We start from the raw sequence: 26,036 nt of genomic DNA on the forward strand, positions 1-26,036 counted from the left end.
GTTAGGGATTACCGGCCAGATAGTTGATATATAGCACCGACTGGTCGTACTGGTGGAGGAGTTCGAGGTAGTTGAGCCGGATGGTCAGTGCCTGTTGCAGAGCCAGCGAAAATTCCACGTAGCCAATATCGCCCCCACCGAAGGCCCGGCGGGCCTGGGTCTGGATAAGATTCGCCTGCGGCAGGCCGTTTTGTTCGTAGTATGCCAGCGCATCGCGGTACAGATTGTATTGTTTTACGGCCTGACTTGCCTGCTGGCTAAGGGCGAACTGCTGCGTTTGCAACTGGGTCTGGGCTATTTGCTCGCCCACCCGCGCAGCTTCAACCCGCGCCCGTCCGCCCCCTCTGACCAACGGCAGCGTTACGCCAACCTGTCCCCCGTTGAACCGGTATCCAGGACCAAAGTCCAGTTCCTGTCCGCCAATTAGCTGACTGCCAACCAGCGTTTGCGAAAAGAATCCCACGATAAAGTCGGGCTTGAGCCGGGCCTGATCCACCAGTCGGGTTTGTTGGGCTACCCTGATTTGCTGCTCCAACTGACGGATGAGGGGGTTCTGTGCACTCAGCAAACTGTCTGTCGGCAATAAAAGCGGCAGTTTGGGCAATGGCTGCTCCGGTATCGTTATCGGGTCGGTGCGGTAGAGCAACGTTTGGAGCCGAGTTTCGGTTGCCGTTTGGGTAGCTTCGTTCTGGGCCAGCCTGACCCGCTGATCAGCTAACTGGCTTTCGGCCGTGGCCTTTTCCAGATTGCCCGTTTCGCCCACCCGAAAGCGCAGGGTGGCGGCTTTCACAAACTCGGTGAGTACGGTGTCCTGCTGCAAATACAGCCGGGTTTTCTGCGCCAGATAAATCAGTTCGTAATAGGTCGATTTAACCTGGTACTTCACCTCGTTTTGCGTCACCAGGGCAGCCGCCTGCCGCCCGGCCACGGTTTGGTCATTGAGGTCGGCCAGTCGGCGCATCAGCGTCGGGTTCGGTATGGTGTGGGTCACGGTCAGGTTATTGTCGAAACGACGCGTGTTGTATTGACCCAACACCAGGTTGGCCGTTAGCCGACCGGGATCATAAGCCGTCCGGCGGAGCGCTTCCTGCTGACTGACGCTTAAACCGGAAAGCTGAACCTGGGCATTTTGCGTGGCAGCCTGCTGGATAGCCTGGTCCAGTGTGAGCGTCTGCATCTGAGGTACCTGCGCCCAACTGCCCGCTGAAACCAGCAGCAGGGTCACAATCGTTGCCACCGGGGCCGTTCTGGGCTTGTCTTTTCTGGTCTGTTTCGCTTCCCGCTCAACGGCCCTCTTCTCGGATAGTGAGTAGAGAATGGGCAGGATAATCAACGTGAGCAGGGTAGCGGTAAGTAATCCCCCAATCACAACCGTTGCCAGGGGTTTCTGCACTTCGGCCCCGGCAGAATTGGAAAGAGCCATCGGAATAAACCCAAAGGAAGCCACCAAGGCAGTCATCACCACCGGCCGAAGGCGGATTTCGGCCCCCTTCCGGATAATCTCGACCATGTCTGTCAGGCCCTCCTCGTGCCGCAGGCGGTTAAATTCGGCAATCAGCACGATGCCATTCAGTACAGACACGCCGAACAGGGCAATGAACCCAACCCCCGCCGATATGCTGAACGGCATTCCCCGGAGCAACAGCGCAAATACCCCGCCAATGGCCGCCATGGGAATAGCCATAAAAATAAGCAGCGATTGCCGAACCGAGTTAAAGGTAAAAAACAACAGGATGAAGATGAGGAACAACGCAATGGGCACCGCGATACCGAGCCGCTTTTTAGCATCGACCAGCTTCTCGAACTGCCCCCCGTAGGTTACGTAGTAGCCCGGCGGAAATTTTATCTGCTGTTTTACTTTCTGCTGTAATTCGGCCACGATACTTTCCACATCGCGCCCGCGTACGTTGAAGCCGAGCGTAACCCGCCGGTGGGTGTTGTCGCGCTGGATCTGGTTGGGCGTTTGCTCCATGCTTACTTTTGCTACCTGCGAAAGCGGAACCTGTTGCCCCCCCGCTCCCATCGTGCCGGGCACCGTAATGTACAGATTCCGGACATCGTCGATACTCTGCCGTTTTTCGGAAGCCAGCCGAACTACCAGGTCAAATCGCTTCTCGCCTTCAAAAACCAACCCCGCCGACTGCCCGGCAAAGGCCGTGTTGATGGTGCGGTTCACATCGTCGACGTTCAGGCCGTAGCGGGCCATCAGGTTCCGGTCCAGTTTGATCAGTATCTGCGACGTTCCCGATATCTGCTCCACGTACAGATCGTTGGCCCCGCCAACACCCCGGATTATGCCCCCTACCTGATTGGCAAGTTTTTCCAGTTTGTTCAGGTCTTCCCCGTAAATTTTCAGGGCTACATCCTGGCGTGCACCGGTCATCAGTTCGTTGAAACGCATTTGAACCGGCTGCTGAAACCCGAAGGTTACTCCCGGAATGACGGACAGAGCCTCTCCCATTTTATCGGCCAGTTCGTCGCGGGTGGTGGCCGAGGTCCAGGTACTTTTTGGCTTGAGAATCACCATCAAATCGGAAGCTTCAATGGCCATCGGATCGGTGGGAATTTCGCCGGAACCAATCTTGGCTACTACCTGCTCCACCTCCGGGAATTGCTTCAGCAGAATCCGTTCTGCTTTCAACGTAGCATCGACGGTTTCAGACAGTGAACTACCAACCAGCGTACGGGTATCGACGGCGAAATCGCCCTCGTCGAGTTGCGGGATAAACTCCCCTCCCATGCGCGAGAACAGCACCCCGGCCAGTACCAGCAGGCCCAAAGCCACCCCCAGGATGGGGAGCCGATGCCGCAAAGACCAGAGTAGAACGGGTTCATACGCCCGCTGAATCCACCCAATCAGTTTATGCGAGAACGTCTCTTTATGTTCTATTTTTTTACTCAGCAGCACGGCTGACATCATCGGCACGTAGGTCAGCGACAAAATAAACGCACCCAGGATAGCGAAAGCCACCGTCAGGGCCATGGGCCGGAACATTTTCCCTTCCACCCCCGCCAGCGCCAGAATAGGCAGGTACACAATCAGGATGATAATCTCGCCGAAAGCCGCCGACGACCGAATGCGGCTGGCGGCTCCGAACACCTCCTCATCCATCTGCTCCTGCGTGAGCGTCCGGTCTTTATTTCGCAACAGGATATGGTGCAGGGTGGCCTCTACAATAATAACGGCCCCATCCACAATAAGGCCAAAGTCGATGGCACCCAGGCTCATCAGGTTGCCCGATACGCCGAAGAGATTCATCATGGAAATAGCAAACAGCAGGGCCAGCGGAATAACCGAAGCCACTACCACGCCCGCCCGCCAGTTGCCCAGCAGGAGTATCAACACGAAAATGACGATGAGTGCCCCCTCCATCAGGTTCTTTTCCACGGTGCCAATGGCACTGTTTACCATTTTGGTGCGGTCCAGAAACGGGATGATCTGTACACCTTCGGGCAGGGTTTGCCGAATTTCAGCAATTTTCGCTTTTACGTCCTTGATAACCTGCGAGGAATTCCCCCCCTTGATCATCATGACGACTGCACCCACGGTTTCACCCTCTCCGTTTCGGGTTACGGCCCCGTAGCGCACGGCGGCTCCGATGCGTACCTGCGCCACATCGCGTACTCGGATGGGTATACCCGAACTACTGGTCTTATTCTGCCCGTTCAGCCGGATAACGATGTTGGCAATATCCTCCGCTGAACCGATAAGCCCCTCCGAGCGGATAAAATAGGCATTGGGTTTCTGGTCGATGTAGGCGCCACCCGTGTTCTGGTTGTTTTGCTGGAGGGCCGCAAATAGATCGCTGATGGTAATACCCGCACTCCGGATCCGGTCGGGGTCAACCGCTATTTCGTACTGCTTGAGCAGGCCACCGAAGCTGCTAACATCGGCCACACCGGTCGTGCCGAGCAACCCACGCCGGATAATCCAGTCCTGAATACTGCGCAGGTCGGTAAGCGTATAGCGATCTTCGTACCCTTTTTTTGGAACGACGGTATACTGGAAAATTTCGCCCAGGCCCGTGGTTACGGGTGCCATTGTGGGCGTACCTACCCCCGGCGGAATCTGACTACTTATGGTTTGCAGCCGTTCCGAAATTTGCTGTCGTGCCCAGTACACATCGGTGGCATCCGCAAACACAACCGTTACGATAGACAGGCCGAAACGGGAGAACGAGCGGACTTCGAGTAAGCCGGGTATGTTGGAAAGGCCCACCTCAACGGGAAACGTGACGAGCCGTTCGATGTCCTGGGCTGCCAATGACGGGCTGCTGGTAATAACCTGCACCTGATTATTGGTAATGTCGGGAACCGCATCAATCGGCAGTTGCGTGGCCGACCAGATGCCCCACCCGACCAATGCCAGCGTCAGGAAACCAATAATCAGTTTATTATGGATGGAAAAGTGAATGATGGCGTTCAGCATGATGGCTTACGACTTTGTTAGCACCCTGTCCGTGCGTTTTTGTTATTCCGGGCCGGGCAGCCGGTGCCGAACGGGACACCTTAAACCAAACCGTTTGAGCGTCCTCAGCACGGGCCGCCCCACTATATACGGTGGCCGGAACCAGGGCAAAACCTATTTACAGGGTAATTAATCAGGAAGAAAATAGAAAGATAGTATACACCCGGTGAGGGCGCAGTGCGGCCTTTGGCTACGCAGAAATCAGCGTCGGGGGGGATTAATCAACGAGGAAATCGCAAGAAACGAATAGAGATTGGTATACCGGAAAAAGGCAACCCGCGAGAGAAACGCAACGGGGGCGGGTAGTGTAATGCCCAGGCGAAGCATGGTCGGAGCGAAAACAGGCATCGCATGACCAGCCAGCGGCAAATTGTGGTGACTATGGTCGTGGTGTTTCTGATGCTCGGAGTTTTCGCCGTAGTGCATCACCATAAAATCAACAAATCCCAGACCAGGCTCCGTTTTTGCGTGTTTTTGAAAGTGCTGTATCAATACAACCAGTTTGGTAGACTGTTCCACGCCAAAGCCGGGCAGCAAACTGCTGCCCATCATCAGGCACGCCAGCAAACAGGCAATCATTGATTTCATAAGCACTGGTCTTCACGTGCTTAACGTAACGACCTCCTAAAAGTTTATGTAGGGTAATGAATTAGTACCAATTTAGAATCAGTTTAACAGCACATCCTTTTATTTCTCCTCCCGCGCCGAAGCCTTGTACGCGCCCACTTCGGCCAGTTGTACGGGGCCGTTGGTATTCGTGAAGGATAGCCGTAACCTGGTCGCTTTCACCGCCGGAAACCGCATGAGTCGCTTGTAGCCTACGGTGGTAAACGTCTGGAGGGGCTGCCAGTCGCTGCCGTTCCAATACTCGACCTTCCCGGCAGCGACCCGCTGGCCCGTGGCGATGTTTTCCTGAATGGCTATCCGGTCGACGGTTTGTTCGCCGTTTAACTCCAGCACCAGCGGCTGATTAGCCGCCAGGGTCGTGAACGTAGCCAGTTTCCCGTCGGTCAGTTTAGGTTGCTTTGCTATCAGGTTATTCTTGAACGTTTCGTCCAGAATGCTGCGAAACGCCTTCAGGCTGGCGATGTCCGGCTCTGAAAATAACCCCTCCCGATTGGGGGGCACATTGAGCAATAGCAAACTATTACGACCCACCGACTGGTAATACAGGTTTACCAGATTGGCACCCGACCGCACTTTCGCATCTTCGGCGGGGTGATAAAACCAGCCGGGCCGGATAGATACATCCGTTTCGGCCGGAATCCACTGCCTACCCGCCGGGTCGCCCCGGTTCAGGTACTTGGAGTCGGCTTTGCCGGGTGCCAGGCCGGTCGTGTCAATGGTCGACCAGCAGGTTTCGCCCGCGTTGCCCGCTTCGTTCCCTACCCAGCGCACATCCGGTCCGGCATCCGAAAACATAACGGCGTTAGGTTGTAATTCGCGCACGATGGCCCAGTACCCGTCGAAATCATACGTCATGTCTTTAGCATTCTCACCCTTGGCTCCATCGAACCAGACCTCCGAAACCGGGCCGTAATTTGTGAGCAGTTCGCGAAGCTGGCTTTTGTAGTAGTCGTTGTACGACGCCGTGCCGTACCGGGGTTCGTGCCGGTCCCAGGGCGAGAGATACACGCCGAATTTCAGGCCAAATTCCCGGCAGGCATCGGCTACTTCTTTAACTACATCCCCCTTCCCATTCTTCCAGGGGCTACTTTTCACCGAGTGGTCGGTCATTTTGGACGGCCACAAACAAAAACCATCGTGGTGTTTAGCCGTGATGATGGCCATCTTGAACCCGGCCTCTTTCAGGGTTTTAATCCACTGCCGGGCATCGAGTTTGGTGGGGTTAAAAATGGCCGGACTTTCGGTGCCATCTCCCCACTCCTTATCCGTGTAGGTATTGACCGTGAAGTGCAGAAAAGCGGTGGTTTCCAGCGGTTGCCAGGCCAGTTGGCGGGGAGAAGGTTTCACCGTGGGCTGCGCCAGTAATGGAGTGGCGACCAGTAGACAGAAAAATAGAGAATGGACTGCTTTCATGTATTTCATAGAACCTTATACTTACTGATGGGGAGAAGCGTATAAAGGGTGAAAATACTATACCCTATTCTCCACTCTTCATTCTACACTTGTTAGATGACCTGTTCCAGCATCTGGATATAGTCGGTTATCCCCTCCGTAATTTCCCGAAGGTAAATAAATTCGTCCGCCGAATGCGACCGGCCCGAATGCCCCGGCCCGCACTTGAGCGACGGGCAGTTGAGCACGGCCTGATCGGAGGTGGTGGGTGAACCATAGGTGTGTCGGCCCAGCGCCAGTCCAGCCTGCACAATGGGATGATCGGCGGGGATAGACGAGGGTTTGAGCCGGATGGAACGCGGTTTCACATCCGACTGAATGGTTGCCCGGATGGTTTCAATCACCTCTTCGAGCGTGTATTGCTCCGTTACCCGTACATCAATCGTGAACATGCAGGTATCCGGCACCACGTTGTGCTGCGTACCGGCATTGATGATGGTCACCGAAAGTTTTACAGCCCCAAGTGTGGGCGACACCTTTGGAAATTGATAGGTAATCAGCCTGTTTATATCCTGAATTGCTTTGTAAATGGCGTTCTCTCCTTCGTTGCGTGCGGCATGACCGCTCACGCCGTGCGCCGTGCAGTCGAGTACCAGCAGCCCTTTTTCGGCGATGGCCAACTGCATCTCGGTGGGTTCGCCCACGATAGCAAAGCTAATAGGAGGCAGGTCGGGCAGAAGCCGTTCCAGCCCATCGCGACCCGATATTTCCTCTTCGGCGGTGGCAGCCATCACGATATTATACCCCATGTCGGGCCGGTCGTAGAACCACGCAAAGGTGGTCAGTAAGGACACCAGGCAGCCCCCCGCGTCATTACTGCCCAGCCCGAACAGTTTTTCATCCCGCACCAGCGGCTCGAATGGATTCAGCGTCCAGGACGGATTGGGTTTGACGGTATCGTGGTGGGAATTCAGTAAAATAGTTGGTTTGGCGGGGTCGAAGTAACGGTTTCTGGCCCAGACGTTGTTTTTCAACCGCTCGAATGGTATTCGTTTTTCCGCAAAAAAAGCTTCGATGTGCCGGGCGGTCTGGTCTTCTTCCCGGCTGAGCGATGGGGTCGCTATCAGGCGTTTTAGCAGGGCGAGGGCATCGGCCGGGAGCGTAGTTTGCTTTAGGTGTTGAACATCCGGTTGCGTCATACAAAAAGCGTTGGTTGCCCAAAGATAAGGCCAACGGATTTATAAATGCTTTTCAGGCATCGGCAAAGCGATTACCCTTCGTAAAACGTAACGCCTTTTTCCCGCAGGAACGCCTTGATTACGTCTACGTGAACACACCGGCCAACGTTCAGGAACGGGTAGTTGGAGACCCGCCGTTTCCGGCCGTTGATGAGTACTTCGTGGTCTTCAATATCGAAGCCGAGGTGTAAATGACTGGTAGCTGACTGCATCCCATAAATCAACCCGTTCGTATCGAACAGAGGCCCTCCACTCTGCCCCCGTAAACCGGGCGTACTCAGTTCTATACCCGAAATTGTGTTGCCATCACCCGACAAACGGGTCACGATACCGTCGATGGGAAAGGAAGGCGACGTGGCTCGTCCGGTACTAATCCACTCAATATCGTCGAGGGCGGCATTGTAGCGAAAATTGGTAAATTCGGGAAAAGGGTATCCAAGGCGGCACAGGCTGCGGCCCGGTTTTATCCGGCTGGTATCGCCCAGAAACGTAGCGTATGCTTTATACAGGATTCGGTTGAACCCCTCAAAACGAAGCAGAGCCAGGTCCTGCGTTGGGTGCCGGTCTATGTGCAGTTGCTGAAACTGATCGACACAGCCGACAAAGTTATTCCGGACCCGAATGATGGTGTCGACACTAAGCTTATACTTAGCTTCCAGCTGACTGATGAGATGACTGGCGTTTTTGTCGCGCAAAACAGCCTTGCGGGCACCCTGAAACTCCCGGTAATTCTGAAAAATAGAATCGGCCTGGGCAATCAGGTCGGCTACGTGTTTGCAGGTAACGGCGCACCCTTCCTGATTCACAAAAAAAAGGGTAGCCGTGCCCGGCACTACCACGTCGTGCCCATAGAGTCTGACAATCGAATGCAGGGGTCGGGTAAACAGATCAACGCGTTCAATGGCGTCAACAAACATAAAAGAGTAGTTACGGATTGACTATAATTCGGCGCAAGATAAGAATAGCCAACCGTTTAAGGTTTGTGGTTTACGGTTTATAATTGCGTAAGGCACCCCGTGAAATAGCCATCAGAGAATGAACTACTACAAACGGTAAACCACAAACCTGCTATTTTATGGCTGTTGAGTCGCGAATGCCGAGCGGCCCCGGAGCCGTTGAGTCAGACACCTGCCCGTTGGCCTCCCGGATACTTTGTTTGGTAGCGGCCGAGGTATCCTCCACGGCGTTCGATTCCACACGGGCGGTAGAATCCGTACTGATGCCATCTACGCCATTCTGATTCTGACTGCACTTCTGCACCAGCAGGACAGCAATCAGCACGGCAATGGCAATATAAGCCCAGCGCAGCCACCGTTTGTTTTCATTCCGGCGATCTCCTTCGGCACTTTTCGGGATATTCGGGTTAACGACTGTTCCGCTCAGGTTGTCCATTCCCTGCACCTCGGTTTCCGGCCCGGTGGGCGTCACCAGTTCATCGAAACCCAGTAAGCTCCCCACGCCATCCAGCCCGCCGGGTAGTGCCTGCCTGAACTCCGACGCCTGCCCTAGAAGCAGGGTTTTCAGGCTTTCGGCCGTCAGGCCTTTGTCCTGCTCCTGCCGTCCCAAAACACCCATCAGCACGGTGCCCGTCTGGGTCATTATCGACAAAACCGATTGGGCTTTTGTCGTGCTGTATACACTGATAAGTTCAATAGTGCGGGTCAGGTTATCGCCAAAAATATGGTTGATGAAAGCGTTCCCGGCCTGGCTTTTTTCGGCGTCAGCGGGGCTCTCCCCGACCGATTGGCTCATCTCCAGCGGAGTCGACTCATATTCCTGTTTATCGAAGAACGCAATCATGGACGAAGCTCCTCCTGTTGATTGAATTTGCCGGGTGAGTCCTCCTAGCAGCGTTGGCACTACACCATTGATGGCTTTGAGGGTGCCTGCTGGTGTTTCGTTTAGTTCGTTGCTGAGTTGATCGACTACTGCCGGTGTAAACTGCTCTTTCAGGTACGATAGTAGATGGACGGCCATGGTTTTTTTGTTGAGTTATGTCCAGTAAAACCAGGCTTACCCCCAAATGTTCGGAAATAAAAACGGGGTAAGTTTGCCAATTGGCCGAACTCACCCCGTTTTCAACTATGACTTATTATGGATTACAATTGCGGAATGCGCAATACCTGATCCGGATAAATTAGATCGGGATCTTTCAGCATCGGTTTGTTCGCTTCAAAGATGACACCGTATTTCATGGGATCACCGTACACTTCCTTGGCAATCTTCGACAGCGAATCACCCGATTTTACGGTATAGTATTTGCCTTCCGGGGTTGGCTCGTCTACCGTCAACTGGTTATCGACAGCCGATACACCCTCTACGTTGCCTACGGCCAGCGCAATTTTCTCGGCGTCTTCCTGCTTCTTGACCGACCCGGTCAGGGTAACTGTATCTCCGTTTGTTTTAACCGTCAGCGTGTTGTAAGCCAGACCAAGTTTCTTAACATGATCGAGCAATGCCTGCGCCCGAACGGGTTCAACTTTGGCAGCCTCGGCTGGCTGAGCATCTTCTTTATGAAAAATCTTCTCGCCTACGCCCTTAAAAAATGATAAAAGACCCATTGGTTTAGTATAGTTAAAATGAAACAATAAGTGAATAGTCGGCAATTAAATCAACTACTTACTGCCAAACAACACCGCTACTTTATGGTTTGTTTATTATTATTTTCAACGAGCCCGTTGTTCTGACGTGCGGCCTGCTTTTCACGCGCATAAAGCCATTACTTTTGTGTTCTTTCCATTAGGTGTATACTACGTTTTCAAATGTACAGCATTAATTGGTCTCGGTGGGGCCTGGTACTAGCTCTGCTAGTGGGTGTGAATGCCTGCAAAAACAACGACATTGACCCCAATGCCAGTAGTAACGTCATCCCTCCTACCAGGGGTAGTGCCGATTTTACCAAATATGTAGCGGTGGGCAATTCGCTTACGGCCGGTTATGCCGATGGAGGGCTTTACCGCGATGGTCAACTGAACTCGTACCCCAGTATACTGGCGGAGCAGTTTGCCACGGTGGGCGGGGGCAGTTTTACGCAGCCGCTCTTTACCGAAGCCCAGGCCGCGGGTTCGGGCTATCTGAAACTTATCCGGGTACCCTCTCTGGCCGATCCTACCAGTATAATTACCTCCATTGGGCAGGTAGCTTCCGGCGCGGTACGGGGAACCAGCACGAACGGCGGTGTATTGTACACCAAGTTTACGGATGCCAATCAGAACCTTGGTGTGCCCGGTATTCGGACCGCCGATATACTGACGGTTGGATACGGCTCGGCGGCAGGTAATCCGTTCTTCGAACGACTCGTTGCCGACCCGACAGCGACTTACTTTCAGTACGTTAGTAACAACCTCACCAATGCTACTTTCTTCTCGTGCTGGCTGGGGAATAACGATGCGCTTGGGTTTGCTACATCCGGTGGTATAACGCCTTTAACTCCCATAGCCCTGTTCACCACCAATTTTACGGCCATCATGAACAAGCTAACCGAGGGGGGCCGGAAAGGCGTTGTGGTTGGTATTCCATCCATTATAACGGCACCGTACTTTTCTACCCTGGCTATCCCCCTGGTGCTGGCCCAGGTCAACCTGTTGCTGAAGCCAGCTGCCCCTATTACGGCATTATACATTCAAACCACCACTGGCGTTCGGACTACGCAGGCGGGTGACCTGCTGATGATACCCAATGCAACGAATTACGCCAGTATCGGCAACACAGCGGTAGGCACCAAGAATGGTCCTTACGGCCTTAGTCCAACGAATCCCCTGCCGAACAATGTAGTGCTGGACGCGGGTGAAGTGACAGCCCTGAACGCCAGCATTGCCGCATTCAACGGAATTATGAAAGCCCAGGCCGACAGCAAAGGCGTGGCCTATGTTGACCCCAACACGGTGCTGACACAAGTTGGGGGGGCTGCTGGCCTGACCCAGAATGGGATTACGTACACCTCCAGCTTCATTCAGGGGGGCGTATTCAGTCTGGATGGTATCCACCTCACCCCGGCTGGCTACGCGCTGATGGCCAATGAACTTATTAAAGGAATCAATGCCAAATACGGCTCCACCATTGCTCAGGTCAATCCGGCCAGCTACCGCCGGGTATTGCTGCAACAATAAACGCACGGATGAAAACCAATCAATTTTTAATTACCGCACTGTTTGTACTCAGCGCATCGGCGGCTATTGCTCAAAATTCGGGCCAATCCTCTTTTTTTTCTGCTATAGAGGGGGGCGTTAAAGGGGGAGTCACCTTTACGCACGGCTTCACCACCATACCCGGCCAAGCGGTAGGGAGTGTGCAGGTACCGGACCTGGAGAATAAAAGCAACGGCATTGGATTAGGGTATTCGGGTGGGCTGTGGGCACGCAAAAACTTCCCGGCCTTCTTTATTCAGGCGGAGGTAACGTACAACCGTTTCGTGCTGAAACAGAAAGGCGTTATCACGGTCGATGTCAATGCAAATCCGGCACTGGCCAATGCGTTGCCCGTCAGTGTACAGCCCGGTTTACTGAATGCTACGCTGAACGTAGTATCGGAATCTGTTCTGGAAGCGGTGGATGTTCCTATTCTGTTTGGCAAACGCTGGATGGATGGGAAATTACGCGGCTATGCCGGTCCTACCTTCATATTCGTTCAGAAAGCAACGGCTACGCGTAACACAGGAGGAATCTTGAATGCCAACAGCGCCGTTGCCTTTCCCCAGACGGACATTCCGGCCACTACCGGCACCACGAATTTATTGAACCGGTACGAAGCGCAGAACCTGGAGGTCAAAGATTTTACGTACGCGCTGGAATTAGGGGTTGGCTACACACCACTCCCTTTCCTGGATGTCGATTTACGGTATGCGTTGCCGGTGGGTGGCGTATATAAAGACAAGGGTATCAAGGGCTTTCTGGGCATTGCCACCCTGTCCATCGGGTACAAACTGTTTTAGATGCCAGCCGTTTCAACGGGGTTAGCCCGTGGCGATTAACCCCGCTATTCCTGTTTCGCGGTTAGCGCGTAGGTTGTTCCGGCGGGTTTCAGTTGATAGCGCACCAACCGGGAACCGCCCGATGATAGCGCATTGGCATCGCCAGCCCGATAAATCGGGTACTTCCGACAAAGTATGTTGTTCTCGATCCATAAACTGTCGTGCCCCATGTACCCCTGCACAGGTTCTGGTAGCCAGTTGCGGGGGAGCGAAATATCGGCTTTGCGTTCGGGCATGAACTGCCAGGCATATACGCGGCCAAATGAACCACTGCCGTCGCTGGTACTGAACACGTACAATTCAGGAAAACGATTACCATCCAGGTCCGCCACCTCGGTGCCGCTCACCGACCCATCCACCCGAACGGTAAAGTTGGTAAGCAGCAGTTCGCCCCGGTAAGCTTTGACGGTTACGGTACGGACACGACCACTATCGGGAGCGGATACAAGAAACCGGTAGATATTGAACTGAAGTTCCCTATCGTATTGATAATCCAGCGTTGTAATACCAGCTTGTGTTAGCCACGATTGCCGGATTGGCCATATACTCCCGTGCTGCCAGTTTACCTGGGCCGATTGCAATAACCCGGCCAGACCGATAAAAAGACAACACAGCTTTACATTCATTGACTCTGTTTTTGATTCTGTGCTATCAATTAACGAGCCGAAGTCAAAAAAAGTCAGTTATCTAGGGTTCAAGGAATACTTCGCCAATGGCAGTGAGTTTACGTAGCGTTGGCAAGATTTCCAGTGCTTTCCTAGTCAGCGAGTATTCAACCCGGGGCGGCACTTCGCCGTAAATCGTTTTCTCCACCATGCCCAGTTCAACGAGTGATTTCAACTCCTGAACCAATACCTTTTCACTCACTTCCGGAATCATACGCCTTAGTTCGCCATACCGGCGCGCTTCGGTACCAAGTTGATAGACGATGTATAATCGCCATTTCCCACAAACAATATCTAAGGTTTTTTTGAGGGATAACTGCTCCGTATCCACACTTTCAAGATTCATAAACGGTTATTCATAAAGACGCGGTACTTACTTTTTAGTAGGTAGCGCATTAACTGGGAGACAATTGAAAGACTATAAGCAAAGATAAGTATTTGTACCTAATCCCTGATACCTTTCCGTAACATCCTGTAAGCCGAACAAAAACTACTCTATTCTATATTGGGAGCAATGCACATTCTTCCTCTCAGAATAGTCCTGTCTTTTTTTTCCAGGCACGCTGATGCCAGATAGAAAACACCAAAAAGCTTTATGAATGGCTCCACACCAGGCCAGCCGTACGGAACTCAATCTGCCGGTTTCCCTGTCCATAAAAGCCAACCTCAATAACCATTCTTCTGGCCGCTTTCAGTTGCCGGATCAACCTCCCGGCTTCATCGAAAAAGATGATGGTAGCACTCCCGTTCTCAGCCGCCGAATACGCGTAGGTTACCGCCGGTTTATCATCGAAACGGATACGGACATGCCCCCCCTGAAAACTCCGGTTAAACTGCCCGTTCGCTACCTGCAAATACACCGTTGCCTGCTGCTGCCGCTGCCGGATGGTTAGCGCGGCTGTTGAGCCACCCGTGTACGGAAAGCCAAACTGAAGCACCGTTGGCGAACCCAGCGTTGCCTTATAAATGGTTTCTCCTGCCTGGTTTACGGTCTTCTCATATTGCCAGTTTACAGAACGGGTGGGAGCACCCTGCTCTGGCTTCGGTTCGTTGGCTAGCCCATCAACTTGCTTCGTTGACGGGATGGTATCAGACACCCGGCCCGAATCGACAGGGGCCGTTTGGGTAGCTTTTTCTCCGCCCGAACAGGCGAAAAGCGTAAAACAGTAGAGAATACAGTGTGCTTTTCTCATGAAGTAACTACAACGGCAGCCACGCTCTTTTGGCTACAAAACCAATTTCCTGAAACGAAAATTTCGCCCAAAATAACGAAGAAAATTTACTATCGAATGAAAATAGACGCAAGAGTCAGGTGGCAGGATTCTGGCAGATACGACCCTACTTAAGTCCTTTCTCTCACGTCTTTTTGAATCTGAATCAGTATTATTTACTTTTTCCGTAATTTTGGACCATATAGAACAAATTATGTTTATACGTAAAACACTCTCTTTCGCAGCGGCAATTTGTCTGTCTGTTTTATTGACCAGCGGCCTCACGGGCTGTCAGTCCAAAGGTTCGGATTCGACTAAAAGCGAAACCACCACAAGTTCTGAAAAAGTGGCAGAGCAGGCCGAAACGTCTCCCTCATCGCCCGATGCGGAAACCAAACCAGCCGACGACGTGTCGGGGCCGATAGCCAATGCGGCTACCATCCTGGCCCGCCCGCAGGTGCCTATCCTGTGCTATCACCAGATACGCGACTGGCGCGGTAGTGATTCCAAAGGGGCAAAAGATTATATCATTCCCGTAGCTTCTTTCCGGGAGCAGATGCAGATGCTGGCCGATAGCGGGTATCATACCGTGTTGCCCGATCAGCTTTATGCGTACCTGACCAAAGGGGCAGCCTTACCTTCGAAACCAGTGATGCTCACCTTCGATGATGGCGACCTGGACCAGTACGAAACGGCCTTACCTATCCTGGATAAGCACGGCTTTAAAGGCGCGTTTTTCATCATGACGGTAGCCATTGGGCGCCGGGGCAAACAGCCGTATATGGACAAAGCGCAGATTAAAGATTTGTCGGACAAAGGGCACACGGTTGGCGCGCACACCTGGGATCACCACAACGTAAAAAAATACCAGGGCGACGACTGGAAAATCCAGGTTGAAGAACCCAAGGCCAAACTGGAGGCCATCACGGGTAAACCGGTCAAGTATTTCGCCTATCCTTTTGGCCTGTGGAGCCACGCCGTTCTTCCCGAAATTCAGAAACGTGGCTATACAGCCGCGTTCACCCTGGCTGACAAACGGGATGACGATATGCCGCTGTACACTATCCGGCGAATCATTGCGGGTGGTCAATGGAGTGCCAAGACGTTCTACCGGAACATGAATCAGAGTTTCGACGGCAAATAGTTTTGGTTTTCGGTTTACGGTTTACGGTTAGCTGACGCACTCGTAAACCGTAAACCGAACTCTACAGACCCGTAAAACTTCCCGCCCGCCTGATGCCTACTACAACGTACGGCAAGGCGAATTTGTCGGGTACAGTTCCATTGGTATAGCCCGTGCCCCTATACCAGGCGTGCCCCTTCCTACTTTATTTTTCCGCAAAACAGGGTGGCCGCTTTCCAGTCTCTTCGGCCATTTTGTCCGGCACGAGAATTCATTAAGTGGGAGCAACACCTGAATACTATCTTTCCTGTGTGCTTTTCCAGGCACACGTTGTCTAACATTATACCACTCGTCAACTTCGAGCCAGCGAATGACGGTGGTGAAAAACGACAGTGAACCGGCTCAGGTAATCGTCGTTGGCCAAACCGAGTAACATTCGTGTTGAACGCAACAAAAACGCCCATTGCAAGGACCAGAAGAACAAAAGACCTCGATAAAACTTTTAGCCGTTTTTTTAGCATTCATCACAGAGATTTCGGACGCAGGAAGTATTTCACCCCCGTCGATTGCTTATAAAACATACTTCAGATGATATGCAGACAGCCAAATGGCCCGATAACGCTGTTTAAATCTGTAAAAACCTTATACGTTCAGGATAGTTAAATTAGCCGTAACAGCGCTGTAGTGTATGAAAACAATTATTCGCCTGGCTCTCGACCGCACCCCCAATACCAACCATACCGGTTTTTACGTTGCTCTGGCCAAGGGTGCCTACGAGCAGGCCGGTCTTGATGTGCAGTTTGTTTCTCCCGATGAAGAAGACTACCAGAAAATGCCTGCCCGACGGGTTTCGCAAAGCGATGCGCACCTAGCGATAACTCCGTCAGAAAGTGTTATAAGCTACCAGACAAATGGTGTTCCGCTGGTAGCGGTGGCCACCGTACTCGCCCGCGATATCAGTGCCATTGTTACCCTGAAAGAAAGTGGAATCGAACGACCGCAGCAACTGGACGGCAAAGTGTATGCCTCCTACGGCGCCCGTTACGAAGAGGATATTATACGGCAGCTGATTCAGAATGACGACGGCCGGGGAACCTTCGTAGCGCACAAATCGGCCTGGACGGGTATCTGGAAGTCGTTGGTAACCCGCGAAGTCGATGCGGCCTGGGTTTGGCTGACCTGGGAGGGTGTGAAAGCCTATATCGATGGGGTTGATCTGAACCAGTTTTTGTTTGATGAATACGAAATTCCGTACAGCTACAATCCGGTACTAACGGCTCACCGCGACTGGGTCAACGAAAATAGCGATGCCCTGCGCCTTTTTCTGGAAGCAACGGCGGCTGGTTTCCAGTTTGCCGCCCGGAACCCCGACGATGCTGCCCGGATTCTTATCAAAACGGCCAACCACCCTACGCTCAACAACCGTAATTTTGTGGAGCAGAGTCAACAAATGGTTTCGGGCTATTACCTGAACCCCGAAGGACAATGGGGCCATATGCACCGCAACATCTGGGTATCGTTCGTCAATTGGATGATACGGAACCGGATGCTAACGGATTCCACCGGCGAATTGATCCAGAAAATGGATGTTGATAGCCTGTTCACCAACGAATACCTGGAAACCGTACCGGCCGGTATTCGCTGGTAAACGAATCCGGCTGTTACCTGGAAACTAGTATCCGTCTGGCGCTAAACTGGGCTCTAAATACGAACCACACCGGATTTTACGTAGCCATTGTTACCCTGAAAGGCAGTAGTTTCGACCGGCCCGGTCGGTTGAATGGGAAAGTGTATGCGTCTTACGTAGTGCGGTACGAAGGCGATAGTATTCACTACTGGTTTGCACAAACGCAACCGGCATCTGCTCTCACCCCCCAATGGTCGACATGGATTCCGTTACGGTGCTCCGTTTTTTCTCGGCTTCAAAACCGTTGAGCGGGCGGTGCGCGAAGGCTTTTAGAAAAGCTGCGGTTAATCCATCGTCCGATGCACCGGACCGCAGCAGTGCCCGAACGTCCAGCACGCCATCGTCGTACAGGCAGGTTTTGAGCGTCCCCTGCGCCGTCATACGTATGCGGTTGCAGGTCCCGCAGAAGGTACGGCTGAAAGCGGCAATAACCCCGATTGTACCCTGATGGCCCGGAATCTGGTAGTTAGCCGAGGTCGAAAAGGGCGGGTCAGGAAGCTTTTCCAGGGCCGGAAACTGGCTCCTTATTTCGTCGATGATGCGGTTGTGCGTCCAGTGCAGCACGGGGTAATGGCTCCCCTCACCATTGAACGGCATTTCTTCGATGAAGCGCACATCAACAGGCATGGTCCGGGTCAGGTCGGCCAGCGGAATCAAGTCCTGCGTGTTCTGTCCATCCATCACCACCGCGTTTATTTTTGTTTGAATACCAGCGTCCAGCAACGCGTCGAGGGTTTTCAGCACGGCGGGCAGTTCATCACGGCGGGTAATGGTGCGGAACCGTTCGCGGTCCAGAGTATCCATGCTCAGATTAACGGACTTAACGCCCAGGGCCGCCAAATCGGCAACGTGGGGAGCGGTCAGTACCCCGTTTGTAGTCAGGGAAATGTCCTTGAGTCCATCAATAGCTGCCAGACGGTGTAGAAAATCCATCAACCCTGCCCGCACGAATGGCTCTCCCCCCGTAATCCGCACTTTCTCTACGCCCAAACGAGCCAGCACCCGAACAAGTCGCTCCATTTCTTCGTAGGTCAGCACCTGACTTTTGTGGAGGTATTTGATGCCTTCTTCGGGCATGCAGTAAAAACACCGCAGGTTGCAGCGGTCTGTCACTGCCAGCCGGAGATAAGTAATAGGACGGTTGTGGTTATCGTAAATCATACGCTGCTGGACTAACACAAAACTACTGTTTTTAATTACAACGAGCAGGGCAACCCAGGGAGTGAAAGTGTATTTTCACCCATTTATCTTTAATCATATTCGCCGGGCTGTTCAGGCGCTGACCATATACTTATAATTTGTGGCGATTAATTAGTACTTTTGATTCAGGTCTACCTCCCGTTATTTTGAAGAAACTAGTTTCCATCGGTCTCTTTGCCCTCCTTGTGTACCATACACTGGCTTACGTGCTGGTGTTTGTGGGTACGTGGTGGCAGGCAGAGCACGACCTGTCGGAGCGGCTTTCGGTATATCGGTCGGTGGATAGTATGGTGGAGTTTCAAATCCCCCTGAAAGACAAGCTCGATGCGAATGCCATTACCCGTACCACGGCGGATGGTTTCAGCTACCGGGGGCATTATTACTCCGTTGTCAGCATTGACGTTGTGGGCGAAATGCTGCACATCGCGGGGCTGGAATCGACAAGCCCTTCGTTCTGGCAAAGTGATTTGCTGTCGTTCCTGAACAACCACGTTGCCGGTGCTGCCGACTCGCATCAAAAGGCCAATCAATTCCTCAAATATCTGCTGAAAGAATACTCGCCAACAGCGCGGGCTATTTTTAGTTTCCTCTCCCCCAGCTGGCGCGAGGCCATTCGTATACCCAGCCATTTTTTCGTGGTTGCTACGCGTGCCCTGCCCGTTCATTCGCCCCCGCCCGAGTGCTAAGGTTGTTTTCTGTTGCCGACTACTGTTGTCTACCAGATGTAGCTGATGCGTTACCGCATTGGATACTTGCCGGTGGTTTCATTGTCCGGTAACATCTCTGGTAAGCTGTGCCTCCCGGCCTGGCTTTCCTCCCTTGTATACTTAAAAACAGGGATCAACTCTTAGTCCATTCAATCTGATTTTTCAGACATTTCCAATCATGAAAACGATTTTTACCGTCGTTCTGGCAACGGCCTATATACTTATTTTCAATACCGCAACATCGGCGCAGGGTTGCATAGCCGTTCGGCACATGAGTTGTGCGGCTCCGGCTGGTTCTGCCGATTACTTCAAACAGCGTACCGGCCATTGGCAGGTATCGGCGGGTTACCGATTCTTTCGGTCTTACAAGCATTTTGTGGGCGACGCCGAGCAGAAACAGCGCGTAGAACAGGGCACGAACGTAATTAACGTGTCTCACGCGCTCGATTTGGGCATTACCTACATGGTAAATCAACGGCTGTCGTTCTCGGTGAATCTGCCTGTTCAGGCCAATGACCGTTCGTCTCTGTACGAACATTACGGCAACGCCCTGGCGCAGAACCCCGGTCAGAAACGGTTCCATACTACGTCAAAAGGCATTGGCGATATACGGATTTCGGGTAGTTACTGGCTGGTCAATCCGGTTAAACTTCCCAAAGCCAATCTGGCCGTTGGATTGGGCGTAAAACTACCAACGGGTAACTTTGCGGCTACCGACAATTTCCACAAACTGACCAAGGAAGGTCAGGATTACACCATCAACAAACCCGTTGACCAGTCTATCCAGCTCGGCGATGGGGGTGTAGGCGCCAGCGTCGAATTACAGGGGTATGCCTCCCTATCCAAAACCCTGACGGCCTATGCCAATGGCTTTTACCTGTTCAACCCATGCGAAACGAATGGCGTTGTTCGTAGTCCCGAATCCACCACGCCCGATTTGGTAACGGGTACTTTCTCCGTAGCCGACCAGTTTGCCGCCCGCGTTGGTCTGAGTCAGTCAATCAAAGCCGTTCCTGGCCTGGCCATCATGCTGGGTGGCCGGGTAGAAGGCGTCCCGGCTATAGATGCGTTTGGTGGCAGTTCGGGTTTCCGTCGACCCGGTTATATCGTTTCCGTTGAGCCCGGTTTGTCGTATATGCGGCACAAAACATCCGTAGCTGCCACAGTACCCATCGCCGTTTACCGCAACCGCATCACCAGTTACGCCGACCGGCTGGACCCCCTGGGCCTGAAACACGGCGATGCTGCCTTTGCCGATTATCTGGTATCAATTAACCTCTCACGCTGGTTCTGATTTACTACCGGGCGAAGGTCTCTTTTGCTTTCGCCCGGTGCTCACTTCGTACCTTAACTCATTCGTACTGGGGCCCGCCAGCCCATCTGGCGGCTCACGAACGTTGCATTTAACGACCTTTCAATCAATGAAAAAAGGCATAAGATACCTCATCTTCGCCGTGGTTATACTGTCCCTTCCGGCCAAAGCACAGATGCCCCACGATGCGATTTACATGGGTAAAAAACAAATTTGTGTAGCCGGTATGTACGGCTACAGCTCCTGGAATCAGTACTGGGAGAATACGCTTAAGCGGGAAAATCTCAACATCGGTACGCACATAACCCAGAGCGTAATGCTCATGCCCGCAATTGGTATCAGCAATCGGGTGAACGTTATTCTAAGTATGCCCTACGTATGGACCAGCACCAGCGCGGGCAACCTGATGGGGCAGCATGGTATTCAGGATCTATCAGTCTGGCTGAAAGTGAAAGCAGTACAGGCAGGTGGATTTTCACTCAATGCCATCGTAGGCGGGTCTATTCCCCTGGGAAACTACGTACCTAATTTCCTGCCGATGTCCGTTGGGTTACAGTGCCGTACCGTTACGGGACGGTTGCTGGCCAGCTATCGGGAATCCAAAACAGGACTGTATCTGACCGCCCACGGCAGTTATGGCTGGCGGAGCAATAGCAAAATAGATCAGGATGCCTACCTGGCTAATGACCGGGTTTACAATACCAATCAGGTACAGGTACCCAACACGTACGATGCCGCTGTTCGTCTGGGCGTGTTGCGCCGTGTCTGGCAAACGGAAGTATGGGCCGAACAGGCATCCTGCCTGACTGGCGACAATATCCGCCGGAATGATATGCCTTTTCCTACCAACAACACGCAGATTACTTCTGTTGGCTGGTATGGAAAAGTGCAGCCTCACAACATCGGCGTAAACGCCCGCGTAGGCTACGTTGTCGATGGCTTAAACGTAGGGCAAAGTACCAGTTATACGCTGGGTCTGCTGTACCAAATCAATTTCAAAAAATAGCCGTTCTGAAGAATCAGCCGTAATTATATGAAAATGTACAATCGAATTTTACTCATTGGCAGTCTCATTGCCGGGTTATCGATGGCCCTGGCATCCTGCGACAAAACAATCACCGAACCATTACGCGTCGCGTACACGCCCGTTAGCGTGGATGAGAAAGCAGGTACCTGGAAAACGTATGTGCTTACCTCGCCAGCCGATGTAACACTGACGGCGCCCTCGGCAACTTCGTCGGCCGCTTATCAGGCCGAATTGGCAGACCTTAAAACAAAATCGGCTACTTTAAGCCAGGAACAGCAGGAAGCCGTTGTGTACTGGGGTACCGGAGCGGTATACCGCTGGAACGAAATTGCCCGCGAACTGGCCGCCCGCTACAACGTTCCACCGGCCGCCAATGCCGACGGTAGATACCCCATTCCCGATGCGGCTAATCCGCTGGCCGACCCTAAATTCCCCTTTGCCAACCCGCCCTATACGGCTCGTGCCCTAGCTTATCTAACTGTGGCTCAGTACGATGCGCTGGTATCGGCATGGAACTATAAGTACCAGTACAAGCGGGCAGCTCCCTCAAAAGTAGATGCCAGTATTCGGGTCGCCCTCCCTGCTTCGGCCCTACCGGCTTATCCGTCGGAAGATGCGGTAGTGGCGGCCGCATCGTACACGGTACTGAAAGCCATGTTTCCGGGAGAAGTACCATTTCTAGACGCCAAACTGGCGGAGCACCAGAACAGCCGCCTATGGGCGGGTATGAACGTAGCCAGTGACCTTGCTGCGGGTATGGACCTGGGTAGTCAGGTAGCGGCTAAGGTGATGGCCCGTGCCAAAACCGATGGCATGAGTGCCGCCAATAACCAGACGCTGACGGCGGGTATGATCGACGCGGCCAAAAGCCGCGGGCTAACAGAGATATGGGCGAGTCAGGAAACCCCCGTTCGGGCGCCCATGCTGCCTAACTACGGTGCCGTGCTGAACTGGAATTTCGATGCCGCTACGAAAGTCAAACTGCGCCCTGTTGCGCCACCGGCCATTGGCAGCGCGGAGTTTACGACTGCTTTGGATGAATTGAAGGCCATCAGCAAAAATCAAACCCGTGAACAGGCCCGGATTGCCAATTATTGGTCAGACGGCGCGGGTAGTTATACGCCCCCCGGCCACTGGATGCGCAAAGCGGCTAATGCGGCCAATGAAGCCAGATACAGCGAAGTCAGGATGGCCCGCACGCTGGCTCTCCTGGGTACTGCATTGATGGATGCGGGTATCTGCTGCTGGGACACGAAGTTTTTTTACTACTATCCCCGCCCGCAGCAATACGGCGTAAAAACGACTGTTGGGTTACCCAACTTCCCCTCCTATACATCGGGGCACTCCACCTTTTCGGCGGCTGCTGCCGTGGTGCTGGGTAGCATTTTCCCCGACCGGGCCGATGAGTTCTGGCAGCAGGCACAGGAAGCCTCCGACTCGCGGGTTTATGGTATGATTCATTACCGATTCGATTGTACGGCGGGGCTTACCTGTGGCAAAAACATTGGCAGTTACGCAATAGAACGCGGCAAAGCCGATAGATCGGGCCTGTAATAAATTGACCACCGGGGCCGGCGATCACTACGGTTCGTCTTTATCTCAACCTACATTCGCACATCAGGCCGCAGGCACTCCCGCTGGCCTGATGTGCATTTTTTTGTTTCAACCAAACAGCTATAACCTGGTTTAGCCTGCCCTGGGGCTTTGTTTAACCCTTCAATCTGACCGTAACCGGTACCTGCCTACCTTCCACCGTAGGGTAAGTTCCCGATTTTGGTAGATACCAGTCTGGACTTTCCACGCGTTTAAGCTGATAAGCAGACAATCTTTATTTGTTGACCATTCACGCGGAAAACGAATACCTGTGCCGCATGCTGAACGGGAACGCCTACTTTTGCATAACCTCCGCTGACTTTATGCGATTACTTACCTATTTCACTACTGCGTTTTTGCTCACACTTACCCACCAAACGCACGCCCAGGGACTAGCTCCGGGTATTCTGGATGGTTTCATGAAGGGCCAGCGCAAAGCCAGTCTGGCTATTCTGGCCTCACAGGAAACCTACTCTACGTATTACGTTAACACGACTGAAACAAAAAACCCAAATCTCGGCACCGTTACCACCCAGGCGCTCACCGTAGTGGGTACCTACGGGCTGGGCTACGACCTCGACCTGATTATATCGGCTCCCTACATCCGGACGCAGGCCAGTGCGGGCTACTTTCCGAAGCAGGAGGGATTACAGGACGTGTCGGGCACACTGCGCTGGGAAGCTTTCGACTACAAGCTGGGCAAAACCCGGCTCTCCTGGCTGTTTGCTGCCGGGTATTCCATGCCCATGCAGGAGTATGTGAGTGATGCGCTGGTCAGGCTTGGCCATGGGTCGCGGAACCTGGATGGGCGCACCATGCTGCATTATAAGGCGGGGCCTTTCTTCCTGACGGGTCAATACGGCTACATCCGTCGCGGACAGGTCACGCTGGACCATGTCGTCAATAACTACGACCCCAGCCAGCTTAACCCGAATAGTGGCATGAAAGTAAACGTACCCGACGTAACTGAACTGATTATCCGCACGGGAATCGTTACCACGCGGGCGAGTGTCGACGTTTGGGGCCAGCAACAAACGCCCAGAACGGAGGGCACTAATATTGGGCCCGGTATTCCATTCCCAACCAACGGAGTTGGTTTTACGCGGGTGGGCACTACAGCCTGGCTCAGGCTATTTGGCAAAGTAGGGATAACGGCTACGGCCAGCACCACCCTCAGCGGTCGTAATACCGGCAAATCGACACGTATCAATGGCGGGCTGGTACTCGGCCTGTAAAACTTTATTGGTACAACATGAAAACGATTTTAACACCTTTGCTACTAAGCAGTCTGCTTATAGGGCTGACGGGTTGTAAGGAACCGACTATTGATGAAGGCATTCAGCCGTTCAGCGTCCCGACATCGGTAGATGCGGATGGCGGAAACTGGCGCACTATTGTCTTGAAATCAGCCACCGATGTTACTGTTCCACAACCGCTACCCATTACGTCGGACGTGTACAAGACAGAACTGTCGGCCATAAAGAACGGACTGCTGGCATCAACTCCTGAGCAAAATACAGCCGTTAATTACTGGACCGTAGGGGGCGTACTGCGCTGGAATCAGATTGCCCGGCAGTTGGTCGCGAAATACAATGTACCCCCCGGTTACGATTACGCAACCGGGCAGGTTTCTCCCGCCGATGTGGCCAATCCCTACGCCGGAGCACCCTACGCGGCCCGGATTTATGCGTTGCTGAGCATTGCCCAATACGACGCATTGGTGGTAGCCTGGCGGGCAAAATACCAGTATAACCGTCCGTCACTGGAGAGACAGGGCGTTGTGGCCAGAGTACCTATACTGGATGTACCTTCTTACCCGTCCGAGGATGCGGCCATTGCCGAGGCCTCGTGCCAGATGCTGGCTTATCTCTTTCCCAACGAAGTGAACTGGCTCAAAGCCAAAGCCACGGAGCACAAACAAAGTCGGTTGTGGGCCGGAGCCAGCGTGCCGAGTGACATTAAAGCGGGTGAAGACATTGCTGGTACGCTTACTCCCAAACTCATTGAGCGGGCCAGAAACGACCGGTTTGCCGCCAGCACCGACCCAGCCAACACCTGGCAGACGGCCCTTGTGAAAGCGCCTTACAACCAGAAGTGGAAAAGTCTCGAACTACCCGAACGCCCTCCCATCCTACCCCTGGCAGGCAACGTAAAAACGTGGTATGATTCGACCGCTATTTTTCGGGCTTTACCGGTGGCTCCACCCGCCACTACCTCGGCAGAATTTCAACAGGCCCTGAGCGAAGTCCGTGACTTGTCCGACACCCGCACCCGCGAACAATGGCGAATTGCCAATTACTGGGAAAACGGCCCCAATACTTACCTGCTATCGGGGCTGTGGAATTTCCTGGCCGAAGACCTCATCCGGCAGGCGGGGCAGAATGAGTTACGAACGGCTCGAACCTACGCCCTGTTGAACCGGGCTATGCAGGACGCTACAACGGCCACCTGGCGCGCCCAGTACACGTATTTTGTACCACGCCCTGCCCAGCTTGACCCCGCCATAAAAACGGCTACCACCATGCTGAATACCCCGAGTTACGTAGCAGACCGGGCCACCGTGTCGACCGCAGCCGCCACAGTACTGGCCTACCTGTTTCCGGACGACGCAACCCGCCTGAATGCCCAGGCCGCCGAGGCCAGCCTGTCTGGTCTGTACAGTGGCACGCAGTACCGGTTCGATAATCAGGCCGGAGCTGCCTGGGGTTCGCTTATTGGCCAATTGGCCGTTACGGGAGCGAAGGCCGACGGGGCCAGGTAAAAATTCCCTTCGGTCTGGCCAGTGCCGTTCCTAGCCTTTTTAGGTTGCTTCCTTAT

Annotated in this window: 21 protein-coding genes; 10 read left to right on the forward strand and 11 right to left on the reverse strand. The window is 53.3% G+C overall.

Going from position 1 to position 26,036, the window contains the following annotated elements:
• Window position 1 precedes the first annotated feature (1 nt).
• The 7 genes from B156_RS0124190 to lysM form a co-directional block, all read right to left on the reverse strand.
• Window positions 2-4,429: a CusA/CzcA family heavy metal efflux RND transporter gene (locus B156_RS0124190; protein ID WP_018622377.1), complete on the reverse strand. Its 4,428-nt coding sequence runs from the start codon at window positions 4,427-4,429 to the stop codon at window positions 2-4.
• Between the two features lie 240 nt (window positions 4,430-4,669).
• Window positions 4,670-5,056, reverse strand: coding sequence for a hypothetical protein (locus B156_RS0124195; RefSeq protein ID WP_245563815.1), 387 nt, complete (start codon window positions 5,054-5,056; stop codon window positions 4,670-4,672).
• 99 nt (window positions 5,057-5,155) lie between these two features.
• Complete coding sequence (locus tag B156_RS0124200) at window positions 5,156-6,508, reverse strand: alpha-L-fucosidase (protein ID WP_040586308.1); 1,353 nt, start codon at window positions 6,506-6,508, stop codon at window positions 5,156-5,158.
• A 92-nt stretch (window positions 6,509-6,600) separates the two neighbouring features.
• Complete coding sequence (locus B156_RS0124205) at window positions 6,601-7,686, reverse strand: M20 family metallo-hydrolase (RefSeq protein WP_018622382.1); 1,086 nt, start codon at window positions 7,684-7,686, stop codon at window positions 6,601-6,603.
• Between the two features lie 71 nt (window positions 7,687-7,757).
• Entirely contained in the window at window positions 7,758-8,642 is an 885-nt protein-coding gene (locus B156_RS0124210; protein ID WP_018622383.1) for a S1 family peptidase, read from the reverse strand.
• Between the two features lie 151 nt (window positions 8,643-8,793).
• Window positions 8,794-9,702: a DUF937 domain-containing protein gene (locus B156_RS0124215; RefSeq protein WP_018622384.1), complete on the reverse strand. Its 909-nt coding sequence runs from the start codon at window positions 9,700-9,702 to the stop codon at window positions 8,794-8,796.
• Between the two features lie 122 nt (window positions 9,703-9,824).
• Complete coding sequence (gene lysM / locus B156_RS0124220) at window positions 9,825-10,286, reverse strand: peptidoglycan-binding protein LysM (RefSeq protein WP_018622386.1); 462 nt, start codon at window positions 10,284-10,286, stop codon at window positions 9,825-9,827.
• Between the two features lie 201 nt (window positions 10,287-10,487).
• Between lysM and B156_RS0124225 the strand changes: the two genes are divergently transcribed.
• Both B156_RS0124225 and B156_RS0124230 read left to right on the forward strand, forming a co-directional pair.
• On the forward strand, window positions 10,488-11,834 hold the full coding sequence (locus B156_RS0124225) for an SGNH/GDSL hydrolase family protein (RefSeq protein WP_018622387.1): 1,347 nt from the start codon (window positions 10,488-10,490) through the stop codon (window positions 11,832-11,834).
• An 8-nt stretch (window positions 11,835-11,842) separates the two neighbouring features.
• Entirely contained in the window at window positions 11,843-12,655 is an 813-nt protein-coding gene (locus B156_RS0124230) for an outer membrane beta-barrel protein (RefSeq protein ID WP_018622388.1), read from the forward strand.
• A gap of 44 nt (window positions 12,656-12,699) precedes the next feature.
• Here B156_RS0124230 and B156_RS0124235 read toward each other — a convergent pair whose 3' ends face one another.
• The 3 genes from B156_RS0124235 to B156_RS0124245 form a co-directional block, all read right to left on the reverse strand.
• Entirely contained in the window at window positions 12,700-13,320 is a 621-nt protein-coding gene (locus B156_RS0124235; protein WP_018622390.1) for a hypothetical protein, read from the reverse strand.
• Window positions 13,321-13,381: 61 nt separating this feature from the next.
• Window positions 13,382-13,705 (reverse strand): winged helix-turn-helix transcriptional regulator, encoded by a 324-nt coding sequence (locus B156_RS0124240; protein WP_018622392.1) that lies wholly within the window; start codon window positions 13,703-13,705, stop codon window positions 13,382-13,384.
• Between the two features lie 247 nt (window positions 13,706-13,952).
• Window positions 13,953-14,552 (reverse strand): hypothetical protein, encoded by a 600-nt coding sequence (locus B156_RS0124245; protein WP_018622394.1) that lies wholly within the window; start codon window positions 14,550-14,552, stop codon window positions 13,953-13,955.
• Window positions 14,553-14,784: 232 nt separating this feature from the next.
• Here B156_RS0124245 and B156_RS0124250 point away from each other — a divergent pair, with 232 nt between their 5' ends.
• Together B156_RS0124250 and B156_RS0124255 are read left to right on the forward strand one after the other, a co-directional pair.
• The gene (locus tag B156_RS0124250) at window positions 14,785-15,714 is read left to right on the forward strand and encodes a polysaccharide deacetylase family protein (RefSeq protein ID WP_026261025.1); all 930 of its coding nucleotides are present in this window, start codon (window positions 14,785-14,787) and stop codon (window positions 15,712-15,714) included.
• Between the two features lie 667 nt (window positions 15,715-16,381).
• Window positions 16,382-17,341 carry an ABC transporter substrate-binding protein gene (locus B156_RS0124255; protein WP_018622397.1) on the forward strand — a complete coding sequence of 320 codons (960 nt, stop codon included), beginning with the start codon at window positions 16,382-16,384 and terminating at the stop codon, window positions 17,339-17,341.
• 219 nt (window positions 17,342-17,560) lie between these two features.
• Here the strand turns inward: B156_RS0124255 and moaA are convergent, their stop codons facing one another.
• Window positions 17,561-18,541 (reverse strand): GTP 3',8-cyclase MoaA, encoded by a 981-nt coding sequence (moaA, locus tag B156_RS0124260; protein ID WP_018622398.1) that lies wholly within the window; start codon window positions 18,539-18,541, stop codon window positions 17,561-17,563.
• 185 nt (window positions 18,542-18,726) lie between these two features.
• Between moaA and B156_RS0124265 the strand changes: the two genes are divergently transcribed.
• The 6 genes from B156_RS0124265 to B156_RS0124290 all read left to right on the forward strand — a co-directional run bounded on the left by B156_RS0124265 (window position 18,727) and on the right by B156_RS0124290 (window position 25,980).
• On the forward strand, window positions 18,727-19,266 hold the full coding sequence (locus tag B156_RS0124265; protein ID WP_026261026.1) for a hypothetical protein: 540 nt from the start codon (window positions 18,727-18,729) through the stop codon (window positions 19,264-19,266).
• 199 nt (window positions 19,267-19,465) lie between these two features.
• A complete protein-coding gene (locus B156_RS0124270; RefSeq protein WP_018622400.1) occupies window positions 19,466-20,581 on the forward strand; it encodes a hypothetical protein in 1,116 nt (371 codons plus the stop codon).
• A gap of 127 nt (window positions 20,582-20,708) precedes the next feature.
• Window positions 20,709-21,605: a hypothetical protein gene (locus B156_RS0124275; protein ID WP_018622401.1), complete on the forward strand. Its 897-nt coding sequence runs from the start codon at window positions 20,709-20,711 to the stop codon at window positions 21,603-21,605.
• 27 nt (window positions 21,606-21,632) lie between these two features.
• Window positions 21,633-23,180 (forward strand): vanadium-dependent haloperoxidase, encoded by a 1,548-nt coding sequence (locus B156_RS0124280; RefSeq protein WP_018622402.1) that lies wholly within the window; start codon window positions 21,633-21,635, stop codon window positions 23,178-23,180.
• 362 nt (window positions 23,181-23,542) lie between these two features.
• Window positions 23,543-24,454 (forward strand): hypothetical protein, encoded by a 912-nt coding sequence (locus B156_RS0124285; protein WP_245563816.1) that lies wholly within the window; start codon window positions 23,543-23,545, stop codon window positions 24,452-24,454.
• A 17-nt stretch (window positions 24,455-24,471) separates the two neighbouring features.
• On the forward strand, window positions 24,472-25,980 hold the full coding sequence (locus tag B156_RS0124290; RefSeq protein ID WP_018622404.1) for a phosphatase PAP2 family protein: 1,509 nt from the start codon (window positions 24,472-24,474) through the stop codon (window positions 25,978-25,980).
• The last annotated feature ends 56 nt before the right edge of the window (window positions 25,981-26,036 follow it).

The organism is Spirosoma luteum DSM 19990, from assembly GCF_000374065.1.
In the GTDB taxonomy this organism is placed as follows: domain Bacteria; phylum Bacteroidota; class Bacteroidia; order Cytophagales; family Spirosomataceae; genus Spirosoma; species Spirosoma luteum.

Bases quoted from the DNA above. Each gene is read 5' to 3' on its own strand.
- lysM (WP_018622386.1), bottom strand. From the start codon at position 10,286: ATGGGTCTTTTATCATTTTTTAAGGGCGTAGGCGAGAAGATTTTTCAT.
- B156_RS0124255 (WP_018622397.1), top strand. From the start codon at position 16,382: ATGAAAACAATTATTCGCCTGGCTCTCGACCGCACCCCCAATACCAAC.
- B156_RS0124235 (WP_018622390.1), bottom strand. From the start codon at position 13,320: ATGAATGTAAAGCTGTGTTGTCTTTTTATCGGTCTGGCCGGGTTATTG.
- B156_RS0124245 (WP_018622394.1), bottom strand. From the start codon at position 14,552: ATGAGAAAAGCACACTGTATTCTCTACTGTTTTACGCTTTTCGCCTGT.
- B156_RS0124215 (WP_018622384.1), bottom strand. From the start codon at position 9,702: ATGGCCGTCCATCTACTATCGTACCTGAAAGAGCAGTTTACACCGGCA.
- B156_RS0124240 (WP_018622392.1), bottom strand. From the start codon at position 13,705: ATGAATCTTGAAAGTGTGGATACGGAGCAGTTATCCCTCAAAAAAACC.
- B156_RS0124230 (WP_018622388.1), top strand. From the start codon at position 11,843: ATGAAAACCAATCAATTTTTAATTACCGCACTGTTTGTACTCAGCGCA.
- B156_RS0124225 (WP_018622387.1), top strand. From the start codon at position 10,488: ATGTACAGCATTAATTGGTCTCGGTGGGGCCTGGTACTAGCTCTGCTA.
- B156_RS0124290 (WP_018622404.1), top strand. From the start codon at position 24,472: ATGAAAACGATTTTAACACCTTTGCTACTAAGCAGTCTGCTTATAGGG.
- B156_RS0124195 (WP_245563815.1), bottom strand. From the start codon at position 5,056: ATGAAATCAATGATTGCCTGTTTGCTGGCGTGCCTGATGATGGGCAGC.
- B156_RS0124270 (WP_018622400.1), top strand. From the start codon at position 19,466: ATGAAAACGATTTTTACCGTCGTTCTGGCAACGGCCTATATACTTATT.
- B156_RS0124210 (WP_018622383.1), bottom strand. From the start codon at position 8,642: ATGTTTGTTGACGCCATTGAACGCGTTGATCTGTTTACCCGACCCCTG.
- B156_RS0124200 (WP_040586308.1), bottom strand. From the start codon at position 6,508: ATGAAAGCAGTCCATTCTCTATTTTTCTGTCTACTGGTCGCCACTCCA.
- B156_RS0124285 (WP_245563816.1), top strand. From the start codon at position 23,543: ATGCGATTACTTACCTATTTCACTACTGCGTTTTTGCTCACACTTACC.
- moaA (WP_018622398.1), bottom strand. From the start codon at position 18,541: ATGATTTACGATAACCACAACCGTCCTATTACTTATCTCCGGCTGGCA.
- B156_RS0124250 (WP_026261025.1), top strand. From the start codon at position 14,785: ATGTTTATACGTAAAACACTCTCTTTCGCAGCGGCAATTTGTCTGTCT.
- B156_RS0124280 (WP_018622402.1), top strand. From the start codon at position 21,633: ATGAAAATGTACAATCGAATTTTACTCATTGGCAGTCTCATTGCCGGG.
- B156_RS0124205 (WP_018622382.1), bottom strand. From the start codon at position 7,686: ATGACGCAACCGGATGTTCAACACCTAAAGCAAACTACGCTCCCGGCC.
- B156_RS0124190 (WP_018622377.1), bottom strand. From the start codon at position 4,429: ATGCTGAACGCCATCATTCACTTTTCCATCCATAATAAACTGATTATT.
- B156_RS0124275 (WP_018622401.1), top strand. From the start codon at position 20,709: ATGAAAAAAGGCATAAGATACCTCATCTTCGCCGTGGTTATACTGTCC.